Genomic DNA, 16596 nt, shown 5'->3' with positions numbered 1-16596 from the left:
TCTGCTATGATGTAACAATAATCATGGCATGAATGGAGGGAGATCATGAACTGCGTTGCTGTATTACCTTATTACAAAGTGCAGAGAGAAGTGACGGGTCTCGCCCAAGAGATTGAGATGAATGCCCGTTCGATGATTCTGTATTCAGATAAAATCGTGACCAAATACCGCGAGTTCAACATCACGGAAGTGTTTGACATGTCATTTCGCCGGATGGGTGATGAAGGAGGTTTTTTCTATCTGCACACGAGCACTGGAGTATATCCATATATGGTCGAAATCGACCCCAAACCTTTTATACAAAGTTTCAGAAAGATGACGATTCAAAAATTAAAATGACTTGACCTTGCCGTTACGTGAAGGCTTAACCTCGGATATGGAAGGAACAATAACCAATCCAGAGGAGCTGTGAATGTAATGAGTATACTGATTCAACAAGCTACGATCCTAACGATGAACGATGCCGATGCCCCCTTTACGGGGGATATTCGTGTTGAAGGAGATCGCATTACGCAGATTGCTGACCACATTTTGCCTCAACCGCAAGATGAGATTATCGATGGCCGCCATAAGATAGCTATGCCGGGTCTGATTAATGCCCACCAACATACACCAATGAGCCTGCTCCGAGGATTCTCGGATGATCTGAAGCTGATGGACTGGCTCGAACGCAAAATGTTGCCTGCCGAAGCGCGGATGAACCCGGAAGATATCTATTGGGGGGCCAAGTTATCCATCGCCGAGATGATCCGTTCGGGTACCACTGCCTTTGCGGATATGTACATTCATATGAACGAGATTGCCGAAGTCGTGAAACAAACAGGTATCCGGGCATCGCTGACACGTGGGATGGTATTCCTGGAGGATGATGGTGGACGCAGGTTGCAAGAGGCAATTGATCTTGTACAGTGCTGGTCTGGAGCGGCCGAGGGACGGATTACAACGATGTATGGACCACACTCTCCCTACACTTGTCCCATGGAACCGCTACGTGAAGTCATTGCCATGGCTGTCACGGACGATATCCCATTGCATATTCATCTGGCTGAGACGAAGGAAGAAGTCGTGAAGATTCGAGAGCGTTATGGCATGACACCGACAGAATACTTGGAAGAAGCGGGAATGTTCGAACAGGCACATGTGTTGCTTGCGCATGGGGTGCACCTCAATCGAAGAGACATCGGTAGATTGAAGGGCATGCGTGGTGGTGTAGCACATAATCCGGTCAGCAATCTGAAGCTGGGGTGTGGAATTGCTCCGATTACCGAGATGTTGGCCCAGGGGATTAACGTGGGGATCGGAACCGATGGAGCGGGAAGTGCCACAACCGTGGATATGTTCGAGGAGATCAAAGCCGCGACCTGGTTGCAAAAGCTGGACTATGGCGATCCCACGCGCTTGCCAGCCAAGGACGTTCTACAGATGGCTACACGTGGAAGTGCTAGTCTGCTGGGCCTACAGAATGAAGTGGGTGTACTTGAGGTAGGTTGCAAAGCGGATCTAATCCTGATCGATCTGGCAAAACCACATCTTCAACCAGTACATGAAGTAGAATCGTTACTGGCTTACAGTGTAAACGGGGCGGATGTGGATACCACGATCGTGAACGGTCAGATCCTCATGCAAGGCAGGAAGTTGTTAACGATTGATGAGGATGAACTTTACCGTGAGGTGAAGGTTAGAGCCAAAAGGATTGTTGAGGGAATTTAATTTTTAGTGAATTTAATCCAAACTGGAAAAATATTTGTACTTAAAACGCTATGGGGGCTTACTCCATGGCGTTTTTTGTCGAATTATAACTGGAAATAGTTCTATGGTCCTGTTCAGAATTGGTTCAGAATGACTCGTTATACTGAGCATGTAGTTGTTCAAATTTGAAATGTACACGAGGAGGAACATGAATTGAAGGGGAAACAAAACAAAAAACGGCTTAAGCCGATATTGAAAAAAAGCATGTTGACTGCACTCGGATTGGGCATTGCATTGCCTATAGGTGGAACGCTTCCGCAGGCTAACGCAGGAGCAATTGGTCCGGTAATAAACATTTCACGACCTGTTCTTAACGATGGCATCAACTGGTTTAGTTATTCATCGGAAGAGAATAATCCTTCTTTTGTGTCCGATGTGCCTATCGAGGTAACCATCAATAATATCGTCAGAATCAATCTAAGTACACATTTTCGATCCGATGAGTATAGTACGCTCACAGCTATCTCAAGTGATAGCAATATAGCTGAGGCGTATGTAGAAACGAGACAAGATGAGAATATGCCAACGCCTGAGAGCACATTGGTGGTTATTCCTCGCCAAAGCGGCAAGATCAACATCGAATTGAAAGCGAATTATATGATCTCTGGTGCACCAGAGACTGTTACGGATAACATTGAACTTTACATTAGTAAAAAAGGGGATGTAAATGCAGACGGAAAAGTGAATTCCCTGGATGCATCTGACCTTTTCAATTATCTACGTAACATGATGACTCGTCGGAGCTTTTCTTATGTAGAGATGAACCGAATGGATGTGGATCGTAATACGGAACCCACGCTCGGGGACATGGATGCTTTGTTAAAAGGATACAAAGGCAAAACACTTGGTGGAAAAAACAATGACTATGTGTTGACCTTTAAGCAAGTAGATGATGCACCGTATGTACTAAATGGTGAATTGAAGAATGCCATGTTAATTGGAAATGAAATTGGCGTTAGTCATTATATAATGGATATTGATTACAATGATTACATTAATACTCCTTCTTACCAGTGGTACCGCGCAACAGAAGCTTCGAGAGAAGATATGGTGCCAATCGAAGGGGAAACAGGAGCAGAGTATACCGTTAAAGAAGAGGACGAAGGTTATTATCTTGTGCTCGAAGTTATTACTCAGTCCACTTGGGACTCGAATACGGATCCTAGAAAAGTATACATTGTTGGAAAAGAAAAAATACAACGCCTTGATTAATTCATATTTTTTAATTTGGATAACGAATAACAATACATTTTCTATCTTTACCATACGATCTATCAATTGATATAGACATGGAGGCTATCACATGTTTCAACCGAAAAAGAAACGCCCTAGAATCAGAAAAACAATGTCAGGTCTGATCGCACTGACATTACTCTCTTCACTCATATTGCCGAATGTAGCTGGAGCAGAACCGGTAGAACCATCACAAGTACAATTTGCAAATGTGAGCGTACAGGCAGGGCAGACCGTTCATGTACCTGTTGCATTGAAGAAGTCCTATTTCGGAGTGAAAGCTTATAATATGCAGATTGATTATGATACGTCTGCATTGGAAATTGTTCGGATCACGCCTAAATCGATCAACGCCATCGCTACCTCCCCAAATGAAGAGGGTGTAGCAGATTTCCAGTACGAAATTAACAGTGCGGAAGGCTGGGTACGAATCATATGGGTTGATTTTACCGGGGGTGACCATTCAATTGTAGATGAAACCCAATTATTTGATATGGAGATCAAGGCCAAAAACAACGCGACGCCTGGAACGAAACAGCTATCCGTAGATCAAACGGATTCAGAACATTGGCATTTTACGAATGTGGAACATCAGAGTTACACTGAATTGTCCGGTGGAACCATCACAATTACGGCAGCAAACTCAGGTGGTGGCAATTCTACACCTAATCCAGGTAATTCTTCGGGAGGAGGAGGCAGTGTATCGCCAACTTCACCAGTGGTTACACCTGTTCCCTCTACTCCAGCGGTAACCAAAGGTGTAGACATCTATGTGAACGGACAGAAACAAGAACAATCTGCCACGGCTACCACATCAACGGTAAACAATCTGGTTACCACTACTGTGCACGTGGATAATGACAAAGTCATCAATCAGATTGGAAGTGGACTAAGAACACTTCTGCTGCCGATGACAGGTACTGGCAAGAATGCAGTCGTTGGTGAACTGAACGGCAAACTGGTTAAAACGATGGAAGGAAGTAATGCCGAAGTTGTCATTCAGACAGACAGTGGTACGTACACCCTCCCGGCAAATCAGATTCAGATTGATCAGGTTCTGAACCAATTCGGAAGTACTCTACCACTGGAAGATATCACCATTCAGATCGCTATTGCACCTAGTGCTGCATCCAAGCAATCAGCCATTCAGGCCGCAGCGGACAAGATGCAGAACACTACTGTTGTTGCAGCTCCAGTTGATTTTGAAGTAAAAGCCATCTGGAATGGACAACAAGTTAATGTGGATCGTTTCAACTCCTATGTAGAGCGCTCTATCACATTGCCAGAAGGTGTCGATGGTTCAAAGATCACGACAGGAGTTGTGCTTCAACCAGATGGAAGCCTTCTGCATGTGCCGACCAAGGTTATCAAAGGCAATGGACATGATTCTGCTGTTATTAACAGTTTGACGAACAGTACTTACGCCTTGATCTATCACCCGACAACATTCAGTGATGTAACGAGTCATTGGAGTCGTGATGACGTACAAGATCTGGCATCCCGCCTGATCGTACAAGGAACCGGTGAGAACGTATTTGCGCCAGACCGGAGTATTACGCGAGCAGAGTTCACGGCTGTTCTGTTAAGAGGTTTGGGTTTGCACTCCCCGATTAGCACAGAAGCGACATCATTCACGGATGTGAAGACAGGAAGCTGGTATGAGGATGAGGTTCAGACGGCTGTGTCCTTCGGCCTGATCTCAGGTTATGCTGACGACAGCTTCCGTCCCAACAGCGAAATTTCTCGTGCTGAAGCGCTGACGATTGTGTCACGTGCGATGAAACTAGTCGGTCTGGCACAGGCCGACGCGTCAGAGACAACAAGTCTGCTGAGCACATACAGCGATAGTGCCAAAGTACAGGCTTGGGCAGCAGAGCCGGTTGCTTCGGCAATTAAACAAGAACTGGTACAAGGTGCTGATGGCAAGCTGATGTCAGAAGCAGATATCAGTCGTGCGCAGTCGGCGGCAATTGTAAAAAGGCTGCTGGCAAAAGCCGGATTAATTTAATCAAATTTTGGACACCTACACTTACTTAGGAAGATTCATTTCAAGTAAGTGTAGGTGTTTTTTGTATTTAGTTCTTTCGAGCAACCTCTTATAGGTGCAATGGTCTAGTTCATTATCAGTTCACACAGATTTGCTACGATATGAACATTAAATAGATAGATATCGTGCATGATCAGGAGAGGAAGAGAGCTATATGAAAATACTAGAAGTCAAAAATGTGAAGAAATCATACACGTTATATGGAAAAGAAAAAGTTCCGGTGCTCCACGGTTTGAACCTGAGCTTTGAGACGGGGGAATTTGTCTCCATCCTCGGCGAATCTGGCTGCGGTAAGTCGACACTGATGAATATTATTGGTGGCATGGACTCCGATTATGAAGGGGACGTCGTTGTTCGTGGCAAGAATTTAAGTGCCATGACAGAGAAGGAAATGGATGATTATCGGAAGAATAATATCGGCTTTGTCTTTCAAAATTTCAATCTGATCCCGCATCTGTCTGTCCTCGAGAATGTGACGATTGCCATGCAAATGACAGACACCAATGAGAAGGAACGGAACCAGCGTGCCGTTGATATATTAACAGAGGTTGGACTGAAGGATCACCTGAACAAACGTCCCAACCAGTTATCTGGCGGTCAGAAGCAACGGGTTTCCATCGCACGGGCTTTATCCAACAATCCGGACATTATTCTCGCAGATGAACCAACAGGTGCTCTGGATAGGGAAAACGGAGATCAAATCCTCGCTCTGCTCGACAGTATAGCGAAAAAGGGAATGTTGGTAATCGCCGTAACTCACTCGCAGAAAGTCGCTGACTCCGGTACACGTATTGTGAAAGTAGAAGAGGGGCGCATCAGTGATGATATTCATCTCAAAGATCCTTCTACGGCTGTTTACGAGAGTGGTCAGGGTTCTTCCCGAAGCTTGGGCTTACTTGCTTCATTCAAGATGGCACTCAAAAATATGAAACTCAACGGCAAGCGTAATGTACTGGTAGCATTGGGTGGATCTATAGGTATATTAAGTGTACTTCTGATGCTCTCCTTGGGGAATGGTATAACGACGTATCTGAATGACGAGATCAATTCAAGTATGGACCCTTTGCTCGTGGATATAACCAAGCCAAGTGAAGAAGCCAAAGACATGCAAGGCCCCGAAGCCTTGATGGCACCAGGTGAACCGTTCACCGAAGCTGATATCGAGACGATTCGCAATTTTCCTAATGTGGATCATGTAGAGACAATTACGACCATTACAGGCCAATCGACGATGGTGAATGAAAAACAAAGTGTGGGCCTTACGCAGTTAACGACGTTAACGGATGCTTTTGATCCAGCACTGATGACAACGGGGGTCCTCCCGGCGGAAAATGAGATGTTGTTACCCCTCGATACGGCGAATAAATTAAGCGGAAATGACCAACCTGATTCCATGATCGGCAAGTCCGTGCTTCTATATATCAATGAGATGGATAGCAATAATAAACCAGTGACTTTGGAGAAAGAAGTAAAAATCTCAGGGATCTACGAAGCGGCAGATCAACGATCTCCAATGCAGCAATCCCCGGGATACATCTCATCAGAGACGTTAGAGCAAATGTACTCGGACAAAGGAATAACAATTGGACCGATTCAGGTTAATGCCTATGCCACCGATATGAAATATGTAAATGATATCAATGAAGCTGCTGTTGACGCTGGCTTCGCGGGCTCCCAGATGGCCAAGGTCATGGAGAATATCACGACTTACGTAAGTATGGCTTCCATTGTGCTCGCGGGTATTGCAGGCATTTCGTTGATCGTATCCGGTATTATGATACTGGTAGTACTCTATATTAGTGTCGTGGAACGCACGAAAGAGATCGGAATACTGCGGGCGATTGGAGCAAGAAAGAAGGATATTAAACGAATATTCTTCTCCGAATCTGCCTTATTAGGTGTATTTAGTGGTATTATTGCGGTAATCTTTGCAGTGATTATAAGTTATGTGTTAAATATACTTCTGGACAATGCGTTTGGAGCAAAACTGATTAATCTCTCGGGATATTACATCTTGTTCGGTCTCGTGGTAAGTACAGCGATTAGTATCGTGGCTGGTTTGATGCCTTCATCAAAAGCGGCGAAGCTGGACCCGATGGAATCCTTGCGATACGAATAAAACCAGTTGCGGAAAGGACAATGGCTACATGAACACGATTCTGGTGGTGGACGATGATTCCCATATCCGCAAATTAATCCGAATCTATCTTGAAAAGAATCAATTTTCCGTGATGGAAGCGGCAGACGGACAAGAGGCGTTAGATTTTCTCTCTCATACAAAAGTTGATCTGGCGATTGTGGATGTGATGATGCCACGAATAGACGGCATTGAACTTACGGAAGATATCCGGTCTTATCTGGATATTCCGATCCTGATGGTGACTGCCAAGGGAGAATCCAAGGACAAAGTCAGAGGATTTAATGCCGGGTCAGACGATTACCTGGTTAAACCTTTTGATCCTGTGGAGTTAATCCTGCGTGTGAAATCGTTATTGAAACGATATAACAAAATTTCATCGAATATCATTCAGATCAGCGGTGTAACGATTGATTTGGGCAATCTGATGGTCGTTGCAGATGGTCAAACCATCGAATTGAAAAAGAAGGAATGTGAATTGTTGTTTGCTCTGGCGAGTTCGCCAGGGAAAATATTCACACGTACACAGCTTATAGATGATCTATGGGGCATCGATTATGAAGGCGATGAGCGTACGGTCGACGTGCATATCAAGCGGTTAAGGGAACGGCTTGAACCTGTACCTGAACTGGTGATCTCAACGATAAGAGGACTTGGATATCGACTGGAGCGGGCATGAAGATGCTGAGGAAGAGCCTGCGACTTCGAATTGTGGCTACGTTTATCGGGATTGTTCTGGTGAGTTTAATTCTCTCCTTTATGATCAATAACGGGTCCCGCGAAAAGGCGCCGAATCGTTTGATGGTTACCTTTGCTGAAGACATCGCTACAATGATTAACCTGATCGATGATCCGGAAAAAGTGAAATCAAGCTTCGATATCTTTGCCCGCTACGGCTTGAATATTACTCCCGTGAATGAACAAAGTGAAGTGTTATCTTCCTTGCCAAAGGATAAAGTACATTCGTTATTTGAGGCGGGGACAACCGATGCCATGTTTATATCCAGTAAAGATGGAATTGCGACCATAGGTGTTCCTGGAACCGATGAGGGGATCGGCACTTTCCTGATTCAAAGCGATTTCTCTTCTCTTTTTCACACACTGCGAAACACGCTCTTAACCTCACTATTAACGGTACTGGTCATTGGTAGCCTACTGATCCTGTTCATGTCCGGGTACATTGTGAAACCGATTAAGAGGTTAACGGTTGCTGCGAAGGAGATGTCATCAGGTGATCTGTCGGTTCGCTTGAAACATAATAATCAGGATGAGTTTGGGGAACTGATGGAGAGCTTTAATCATATGGCCAGTGAGTTGCAAAAAATCGATTCTGTTCGTGATGACTTTGTCAGCAACGTCTCTCATGAAATGCAGTCTCCGCTCACGTCGATCAGGGGATTTACCAGAGCACTGCAGGATGGTGTTATTCCATTAGGAGAGCAGAAAGAGCACCTGGATATTATCTATGAGGAAACGCTGCGCTTATCGAGGCTCAGTGATAATCTGCTTCGGCTTGCCTCGCTGGATTCGGAGCATCATCCGGTTCATTTCACCACGTTCCAGGTCGATGAACAATTAAGAAGGGCGATCTTGCTGGCGGAGCCACAGTGGTCAAAGAAGGACATACAGATCGAATTGGACTTGTTGCCATGTGAGATCACAGTGGACAAAGATTTGTTTGATCAAGTCTGGCAGAATTTAATAAACAATGCGATCAAATACACCGGCCCTAAGGGTACCATTCATGTCGAGATTGAGACGACATCTTCATTCGTGAAGGTATTGATTAGAGATTCTGGACAAGGTATACCTGAGGAAGCGGTTCCGTATATCTTTGATCGATTCTACATGGTGGACAAAGCGCGAAGCAGCTCGCTTCGAGGCAATGGATTAGGGTTGTCCATTATAATTAAAATTTTGAAATTGCATCAATGTACAATTGATGTAGAGAGCGAAGTAGGAAAAGGTACGCAGTTTATTGTCACAATTCCCAGATCGGTTATTACATCATAAGGCAAGCCAGAATAGAAAGCAGCAATATGAAAACAATCGGTTCCTGTGCGTTCAGGATTCAGATTGCTTCATATTGCTTTTTTGATATTAGGATACTCGACAAAATTTCATATATAGTTTTGTTTAGCAGGGAATCATTTGATAAAATAGAAGAGACGTTATGTGAATCTATGAACTTAATCAATTTATCATACACAGAATGGAGCCATTCAATGAAATATCGCAATATGGAAGATTGTATTAACGATCTGGAGCAGCACGGTCATTTGATTCGGGTCAAAGAAGAGGTTGATCCTCATCTGGAAATGGCAGCCATCCATATGAAAGTGCACGAGGCTAAAGGCCCGGCGTTGTTATTTGAAAATGTAAAAGGCTCGAAGTTCCAGGCTGTATCGAATCTGTTCGGCACAGTGGAACGAAGCAAATTCATGTTCCGCGGTACGCTCGAAGGCGTACAACGGGTCATGGCTGTTCGTGACGATCCCATGAAGGCGCTGAAGACACCATTTCAACATGTCCGCACAGGTCTAGCTGCATGGCAGGCGCTGCCAAAACAGAAGTCTATCAGCCTACCCGTATCCGCGCAAGAGATCCAAATCTCGGACCTGCCGCTCATCAAGCACTGGCCGATGGATGGTGGGGCATTCGTGACTCTGCCACAAGTATATTCGGAAGATCCGGATAAGCCAGGCATCATGAATTCCAATCTGGGAATGTACCGGGTTCAGTTGAATGGCAATGATTTTGAAATGAACAAGGAAATTGGTTTGCACTATCAGATTCATCGTGGAATCGGTATACATCAAGCCAAAGCGGTCAAAAAAGGCGAACCACTGAAAGTTAGTATTTTCATTGGGGGTCCCCCAGCACATACACTTTCAGCCGTTATGCCTTTGCCTGAAGGACTCAGTGAGATGACATTTGCCGGATTACTCGCCGGGCGTCGCTTCCGGTACAGTTATAAGGACGGATATTGCATCAGTAATGATGCTGATTTTGTCATCACAGGTGACATCTACCCAGGCGAGACGAAGCCCGAGGGGCCGTTCGGGGATCATCTGGGTTATTACAGTCTGACGCATGAATTCCCGTTAATGCGTGTGCATAAAGTCTATGCCAAACCTAATGCCATCTGGCCCTTTACGGTTGTGGGTCGTCCGCCTCAAGAGGATACAGCGTTTGGCGACTTGATTCATGAGATTACAGGAGATGCGATTAAACAGGAGATTCCGGGCGTTAAAGAAGTACATGCGGTCGATGCGGCAGGTGTCCATCCATTGTTGTTTGCTATCGGCAGTGAGCGTTACACGCCGTATCAGGCGGTGAAACAGCCGACAGAGTTGCTTACGATTGCCAATCGTATTTTGGGTACGGGTCAGCTCAGTCTGGCGAAATATCTGTTTATTACCGCTGAGGATCAGCAGCCATTGGATACCCATAAGGAAGTTGAATTCCTGACCTATATTTTGGAGCGCATGGACCTGCAGCGAGATATTCATTTCCACACCCACACGACGATTGATACATTGGATTACTCAGGTACAGGACTGAACAGTGGCAGTAAGGTCGTTTTTGCAGCATATGGCGATAAGATTCGGGATCTGTGCACGGAAGTTCCAGAGTCTTTGAAAAACATACGCGGATATGCAAATCCGCAGCTTATCATGCCGGGCATCGTTTCGATCCAGACATCAGCCTTCACAAGTTACGCGGATACTGCGCTCGAGATGCAAGCATTCACGTCTCTATTGTCAGAACAGGGAGGTCTGAACTCATGTCCGATGATTATCCTCTGTGATGACAGTTCGTTCCTGAGTGCTAATCTCAGTAATTTCTTGTGGGCCACGTTTACCCGCAGCAATCCTTCACATGACATGTATGGAGTTAATAGCGGGTATGACCACAAACACTGGGGTTGTGATCAGGTAATTATTGATGCGCGGACCAAACCTCACCAAGCACCGCCGCTGATTCCCGATGCTTCGGTAGAGAAGAGCATTGAACGTTTATTTGTGAAAGGGGCAAGTCTGGGTTCAATCAAAATCTAATATGAGATGTCTTAAAGAAGTTCAAACTCACCGTTTGAACTTCTTTGGCTTGCCCTGATACAGCGATGAGATACAAAGAGTTAAAAGTTTAAAACCGGGACTAATTTGAATATTAGAGTGAGGATAAAGTCTTATATGTTCGTATTTACCTTTGCGATTAAGGTCGTTTGAACTATGTATGAAATGAAGAATTATAACGATATAAAGAAGTATAGGTATTTTTGTGGCCCCTTTCCATTGGGTGCTGTTACTATAATGAATTGTTCAGGGGGAATACCGATTTGAGAATCCATATTATGAACCTGCAAGACGGAGACCGTCTGACTGCGGATACATTCAGCGATGCAGGATTACACGTTCTCGGGAAGGGAACTGTGATCAAAAGTGAGGATATCTCCTTGCTTATGCAGCACCGTGTAGATTATGTAGATATTGAATCACGTGAAGAGGAAATTACTGAGGCCGAATTTTTTGCTGCAGCGGCAAAGCATGCTTCCGGGTCAAGCGTAAGCACGAAGGAAGAGCCGCCTGAAGAAGAGATGAAGTCCCAATTTATTCAGACTGTACATAATTATCAAAATGCTTTTCTCGAAGCTCTGACTGTTGGCAAGTTCAACGCCACTATGGTGGATGATGCACTGCAACCGATGGTAGAGGGACTGGATGAGCAGAAAGATGTCGTTCATCTCCTGATGATGCTGGAACGCGATGACGTCAATAACTATACACATTCAATCCAGGTAGGTTTGTTGTCCTTCTACCTAGCGAACTGGCTCGGATATTCTCAGAAGGAAAGTTACCAGATTAGTCGTGGTGGTTATCTGCATGACATCGGAAAGTGTAAAGTATCCCACCGGATTCGGAACAAAACAGAACCGCTGACAGCGGACGAGCAGCTGGAAATGCAACGTCACACGATATATGGTCATGAAATTATCAAAAATTCCATGACGGATGAAGCGACAGCACTGGTTGCTCTACAGCATCACGAGCGGGAAGATGGGTCTGGTTATCCGATGCAGCTTGAGAAAAGTGAAATTCATCCATATACCCAGATTGTATCTGTAGCCGACATCTATATTGGTATGAGATCCGGAAGCCACGGAGGCAGCAATCCGAACCTGATCAACAACCTTAGAGATATCTATGGAATGGGATTTGGTAAACTGAATGAAAAGCCGGTTCAGGCTTTGATGCAACATTTGCTTCCTAATTTCATCGGCAAACAAGTTTTGCTGAGTAACGGAGAAAAAGGTGTTATTGTCATGAACAATACGTCTGATATTTTCAAACCGCTTATCAAAGTGGAATCTGAAGAATATCGCGATCTCTCCAAAGAGCGTACGCTTGCTATTGATGAATTGCTTATTTAATATCAATGGTTATCGCTTCTCAATCATTGCCATCCATTTTTTTTGAAAGACGGGCCTCCTGCACTAAGACAGGGGACCCGTTTTTTGTTATATCAACCTTAATGTGTTGTTCGACCAAGGAAGCAAGCGTATACTTTGCAAAGACCTAATTTTTCCTATGGGAGCGATCGCCATGATTGAAGTATCAACCGAGAATACGATACATGCCTCGATTGAACGGTGCTTTGACTATGCCCGGGATATTGACTTACATACACAGACTGTCTGGAAACATACGCGAGAACGGGCCGTCGCAGGAGTAACCGCAGGAAGAATTGGAGCAGGGGGCACCGTTACATTTCAGGCTACTCATTTTGGGGTCAGACAGCAGTTGAAGTCCCGAATTGTGCAGTATGAACGACCATTTCTATTTGTGGATCAGATGGAGAAGGGGGCTTTCAAGAGCATGCGACATGAACATCATTTCAGCGCAATTGGAGATCAGAAGACTTGTATGAGAGACAAGCTACGGTTTGAAGCGCCACTTGGATTACTGGGTTGGACAGCGGAGCGCCTTGTACTGAAAAGATACATGCAAGCATTTCTGGAGAGTCGTAATCGTAAACTCAAAGCGATGCTTGAACAGCATCCAGAATGAAATGGATAAAAGGAGAGATGACGTTTGTTTGACAATCAATATTATGTAGGTTGGGGCACTCTTGCCTTGATCAATGCCGGACTGGCACAGGGGAAAAACAGAAGCGGTCGGAACTGGTTTCTGATTTCCCTGTTCGTTGGTCCGTTAGCAACCCTGTTTATTGTGGTATGGAATAAACTGGACTAACTCAATGATCGAGCTTTCGATTCACATGATGATCGATCATCCAGAACAGAAGTGCGCCTGCACTAACGCCCGCACCTAACCAGCAAACCGCTGTCCAGCCCGCCCATGCATACACTTGGGTAGAAACGATGGAGCCGGCTGCACTGCCGACGGAGTAAAAGATCATATATGCTGCCGTAAGGCGGCTCTGAGCTTCGGGGCGAACTTCGTAGATCAGGCTCTGGTTGGTAACATGTACGGCTTGCACGGCGAGATCGAGCAGGATAACGCCCAGGATCAGGAACCACAAGGAGTGATGGACATAACCGATGGGCAGCCAGGACAAGAGCAGAATGACAAGAGAGATACCGGTTGTTTTTTGCCCGAGGCCCCGATCAGCGAGTTTACCAGCACGGGCAGCAGCCAGTGCTCCAGCCGCTCCTGCGAGACCGAATGCACCTATGACCGTATGAGACAGGGACAGTGGAGGGCTACTTAGTGGCAGAACCATGGAAGTCCACAAGATGCTGAAAGCTGTGAAAATCAGCATGGCCAGTACACCTCGTACTCGTAATACACGCAACTCACGGTATAGTAGCAAGACGGAGCCGAGTAGTTGGACATAACTTTGTTTCACATGTGGGGATTGTTGCCTTGGGAGAACAAGAAACAAGGCCACAATTCCGAGTAAAGTAAGGCTGGCAGAGAAGAGATACACCGATCTCCACCCAAGCCAATCGTTCAGCGTACCTGCAACCGTTCGTGCAAGTAATATGCCAATGACGATTCCGCTGGTGACCTGCCCGACAATGCGACCTCGTTCAGAAGGTGCTGCCAGGTGTGCAGCAAAGGCAACCAATGTTTGCGTAATGACCGCGAGCAGACCTACGACAGCCATACCGGTGAATAAAAGTGAGCTGGACTGTGCGGTTCCTACGAGAACCAGTGCAAGTACGGATAAGAGCATTTGGGTGATGATCAGCCTACGGCGGTTTAAGAGGTCACCAAGTGGAACGAGGAGAAACAGCCCCAGAGCATAACATATTTGAGTCACTGTGATAACAACCCCTATGGATGATGGAGAGAGGTTGAATTCTTGAGCAATCGAGTCCAGCAAAGGTTGAGCATAATAGATATTGGCGACTGCAAGTCCACTGCACACGGCAAAGAGAAGAGCAACTAAGCGTGACATGGCAGGACGTTCCTTAGTGGTTAATTGTACATCTGAAGAAGAAGTTTGCATGAATGGATGTCCCCTTTCTATTATGTACTGATCGGTATTTTATGTTTCGGGATAAACATACTTTATTTGCATGAACACTGTCAACAGAGAGTTGCATGAGATTTTTTAATGTAGTTAAAACGCTTTATCTCTGGAACTCATTTTGTTTCAAATGAGTGATCTTTGACTTATTTATTGTTATGAGGTTAAAATAAATAAATATACTGATCGATACATAAAGAGGTGGGTTGTATGGTTAGACAACGGGAATTTGATACGGATAAAGCACTTGATGCAGCGATGCATACATTTTGGGACAAGGGATTCGAAGCGGCATCTTTGAGTGATTTGACGAGTGCAATGGGCATTCAACGTCCCAGTCTGTACGCGGCTTTTGGCGATAAGAAGGAATTATTTGAAACTGCGCTTCGCAGGTATACCACTCAGCATGCGGCACAAGTCAGAGCCAGACTTCAACAGGGCACCTCCGTGCGAGAAGCCTTTCGAGAACTGTTTGAACATATTGGCGCAGAGGGGAGTGTGACCGAGCCTAGCCACGGCTGTTTTTGCATTAATACGATGGTTGAACTGGCTCCACATGATCCTAAATTCGCTGTCCTTACACGGGAGCATCAGATGTATCTGGGTGTTCTTTTCAAGGAAACCATAGAACGTGGACAGCAAAAGGGGGAATTGTCTGCTCACTTGAACGCGAGTGCGGTCGCGCAATCTTTGGTTGTATCCATGATTGGATTGACTGTTCTGATGAAGTCAGGACCGGACCGCTTGTTTGTTGAGCAGAGCATCCAGGTCACGTTGTCTTTGCTGCAGTAATAGGGAATTATCCTGTTCAAAGTGATGTGGAGCAGTTTATTTTATGAAGTTGCTTCCCTGCTCTTATGTGTGTCTGAGGACATTGGGCAGATCAATGCAGAGTTGTTACAATATGAATAAGAATTGAGCAGATCTAGGAGGCGATCAGGAATGGATACGAAGTTGCGCTGTGCCGTTTTGGATGATTATCAGAACGTTGCGCTGACGTCGGCGGACTGGAGTCCGCTGATGGATCAGGTAGAAATTCAGACATTCAACAACTATATGGGCTCCGAAGAAAAAGTCATTCAAGAATTGCAGGACTTCCACATTGTGGTTCTCATGCGGGAACGTACACCGTTTCCGGAGAAGGTCATTTCGCAGTTCCCTAAGCTAAAACTTCTGATTACAAGTGGTATGCGCAATGCGTCCATAGACCTCAAGGCTGCGGAGATGAACGGGATTATTGTGTGTGGAACCGAGGGAAGCTCTAATCCGCCGACGGAACTTACGTGGGCACTCATTCTGGGACTGTCCAGACAACTGGTTACGGAAAATAATGCACTTCGTTCCAATCGAAACTGGCAGAGCACTGTAGGGTTGGATCTGCACGGAAGAACACTTGGATTGCTCGGTTTGGGTAAAATAGGCACGCGTATGGCTGAGATCGCACGAGCATTCGGCATGAACGTGATGGCCTGGAGCGAAAATCTGACACGAGAGAAAGCCGAAAAATATGGGGTGATCTATTCAGAGACCAAGGAGCAATTGCTTGCACAGAGCGATATCGTTTCCATTCATCTGGTGTTAAGTGATCGTACACGTAATCTGATTGGACAAGCTGAATTTCAACAAATGAAACCGAGTGCGCTGCTCATCAATACGTCACGAGCGGGCATTGTCCATCAGGAAGCCATGGTGGAGGCGTTGCAAAGTGGTTGGATTGCCGGTGCTGGTCTGGATGTATATGAGCAGGAACCGCTGCCGGTTAACCATATTATGAGAACATTGCCTAACGTTCTGGCTACACCTCATTTGGGGTATGTGACTCGTGGCAATTATGAGATTTATTATAATCACACCGTAGAGAACATAGAGATGTTTCTGAAGGGAACGCCAATCAGGCAACTGCTTCCTTAGAATAATTGTATATTGAATA

14 protein-coding genes are annotated in these 16596 nt (G+C 45.4%); 13 read left to right on the top strand and 1 reads right to left on the bottom strand.

All coding sequences use genetic code 11. The features are described from left to right. Positions 1-45 precede the first annotated feature (45 nt). The 11 genes from MHH93_RS05085 to MHH93_RS05035 all read left to right on the top strand — a co-directional run bounded on the left by MHH93_RS05085 (position 46) and on the right by MHH93_RS05035 (position 13423). Positions 46-339: a hypothetical protein gene (locus tag MHH93_RS05085; protein WP_076214685.1), complete on the top strand. Its 294-nt coding sequence runs from the start codon at positions 46-48 to the stop codon at positions 337-339. Positions 340-417: 78 nt separating this feature from the next. Next, entirely contained in the window at positions 418-1710 is a 1293-nt protein-coding gene (locus tag MHH93_RS05080; protein WP_500053082.1) for an amidohydrolase, read from the top strand. Between the two features lie 192 nt (positions 1711-1902). Beyond that, positions 1903-2961 carry a dockerin type I domain-containing protein gene (locus tag MHH93_RS05075; RefSeq protein WP_500053081.1) on the top strand — a complete coding sequence of 353 codons (1059 nt, stop codon included), beginning with the start codon at positions 1903-1905 and terminating at the stop codon, positions 2959-2961. 91 nt (positions 2962-3052) lie between these two features. After that, entirely contained in the window at positions 3053-4990 is a 1938-nt protein-coding gene (locus MHH93_RS05070; protein WP_500053080.1) for an S-layer homology domain-containing protein, read from the top strand. 193 nt (positions 4991-5183) lie between these two features. Beyond that, a complete protein-coding gene (locus tag MHH93_RS05065) occupies positions 5184-7148 on the top strand; it encodes an ABC transporter ATP-binding protein/permease (protein WP_500053079.1) in 1965 nt (654 codons plus the stop codon). A gap of 28 nt (positions 7149-7176) precedes the next feature. Beyond that, positions 7177-7845: a response regulator transcription factor gene (locus MHH93_RS05060; RefSeq protein ID WP_500053078.1), complete on the top strand. Its 669-nt coding sequence runs from the start codon at positions 7177-7179 to the stop codon at positions 7843-7845. A 2-nt stretch (positions 7846-7847) separates the two neighbouring features. Further along, a complete protein-coding gene (locus MHH93_RS05055; protein ID WP_500053077.1) occupies positions 7848-9179 on the top strand; it encodes a sensor histidine kinase in 1332 nt (443 codons plus the stop codon). Between the two features lie 212 nt (positions 9180-9391). Next, positions 9392-11227 carry a UbiD family decarboxylase gene (locus tag MHH93_RS05050; RefSeq protein WP_500053076.1) on the top strand — a complete coding sequence of 612 codons (1836 nt, stop codon included), beginning with the start codon at positions 9392-9394 and terminating at the stop codon, positions 11225-11227. A gap of 281 nt (positions 11228-11508) precedes the next feature. Continuing rightward, positions 11509-12600 carry an HD-GYP domain-containing protein gene (locus tag MHH93_RS05045; RefSeq protein ID WP_062834101.1) on the top strand — a complete coding sequence of 364 codons (1092 nt, stop codon included), beginning with the start codon at positions 11509-11511 and terminating at the stop codon, positions 12598-12600. A 172-nt stretch (positions 12601-12772) separates the two neighbouring features. Continuing rightward, entirely contained in the window at positions 12773-13237 is a 465-nt protein-coding gene (locus tag MHH93_RS05040; RefSeq protein WP_500053075.1) for an SRPBCC family protein, read from the top strand. A 24-nt stretch (positions 13238-13261) separates the two neighbouring features. Then, positions 13262-13423: a hypothetical protein gene (locus MHH93_RS05035; protein ID WP_500053074.1), complete on the top strand. Its 162-nt coding sequence runs from the start codon at positions 13262-13264 to the stop codon at positions 13421-13423. 1 nt (position 13424) lies between these two features. Here MHH93_RS05035 and MHH93_RS05030 read toward each other — a convergent pair whose 3' ends face one another. Further along, positions 13425-14645, bottom strand: coding sequence for an MFS transporter (locus MHH93_RS05030; protein WP_500053073.1), 1221 nt, complete (start codon positions 14643-14645; stop codon positions 13425-13427). A gap of 231 nt (positions 14646-14876) precedes the next feature. Between MHH93_RS05030 and MHH93_RS05025 the strand changes: the two genes are divergently transcribed. Together MHH93_RS05025 and MHH93_RS05020 are read left to right on the top strand one after the other, a co-directional pair. Then, a complete protein-coding gene (locus MHH93_RS05025; RefSeq protein WP_500053072.1) occupies positions 14877-15458 on the top strand; it encodes a TetR/AcrR family transcriptional regulator in 582 nt (193 codons plus the stop codon). Positions 15459-15608: 150 nt separating this feature from the next. Further along, positions 15609-16577 carry a D-2-hydroxyacid dehydrogenase family protein gene (locus MHH93_RS05020; RefSeq protein ID WP_500053071.1) on the top strand — a complete coding sequence of 323 codons (969 nt, stop codon included), beginning with the start codon at positions 15609-15611 and terminating at the stop codon, positions 16575-16577. Positions 16578-16596 lie beyond the last annotated feature (19 nt).

The sequence above is a fragment of the Priestia sp. FSL H7-0729 genome, assembly GCF_038005685.1.
Classification (GTDB): Bacteria; Bacillota; Bacilli; order Paenibacillales; family Paenibacillaceae; genus Paenibacillus.
This window is presented reverse-complemented; position numbering and strand designations above follow the sequence as displayed.

Excerpts from the sequence above, each read along its gene's own strand:
- MHH93_RS05020 (WP_500053071.1), top strand. The coding sequence starts at position 15,609 with ATGGATACGAAGTTGCGCTGTGCCGTTTTGGATGATTATCAGAACGTT.
- MHH93_RS05025 (WP_500053072.1), top strand. The coding sequence starts at position 14,877 with ATGGTTAGACAACGGGAATTTGATACGGATAAAGCACTTGATGCAGCG.
- MHH93_RS05085 (WP_076214685.1), top strand. The coding sequence starts at position 46 with ATGAACTGCGTTGCTGTATTACCTTATTACAAAGTGCAGAGAGAAGTG.
- MHH93_RS05060 (WP_500053078.1), top strand. The coding sequence starts at position 7,177 with ATGAACACGATTCTGGTGGTGGACGATGATTCCCATATCCGCAAATTA.
- MHH93_RS05065 (WP_500053079.1), top strand. The coding sequence starts at position 5,184 with ATGAAAATACTAGAAGTCAAAAATGTGAAGAAATCATACACGTTATAT.
- MHH93_RS05040 (WP_500053075.1), top strand. The coding sequence starts at position 12,773 with ATGATTGAAGTATCAACCGAGAATACGATACATGCCTCGATTGAACGG.
- MHH93_RS05070 (WP_500053080.1), top strand. The coding sequence starts at position 3,053 with ATGTTTCAACCGAAAAAGAAACGCCCTAGAATCAGAAAAACAATGTCA.
- MHH93_RS05030 (WP_500053073.1), bottom strand. The coding sequence starts at position 14,645 with ATGCAAACTTCTTCTTCAGATGTACAATTAACCACTAAGGAACGTCCT.
- MHH93_RS05080 (WP_500053082.1), top strand. The coding sequence starts at position 418 with ATGAGTATACTGATTCAACAAGCTACGATCCTAACGATGAACGATGCC.
- MHH93_RS05050 (WP_500053076.1), top strand. The coding sequence starts at position 9,392 with ATGAAATATCGCAATATGGAAGATTGTATTAACGATCTGGAGCAGCAC.
- MHH93_RS05055 (WP_500053077.1), top strand. The coding sequence starts at position 7,848 with ATGCTGAGGAAGAGCCTGCGACTTCGAATTGTGGCTACGTTTATCGGG.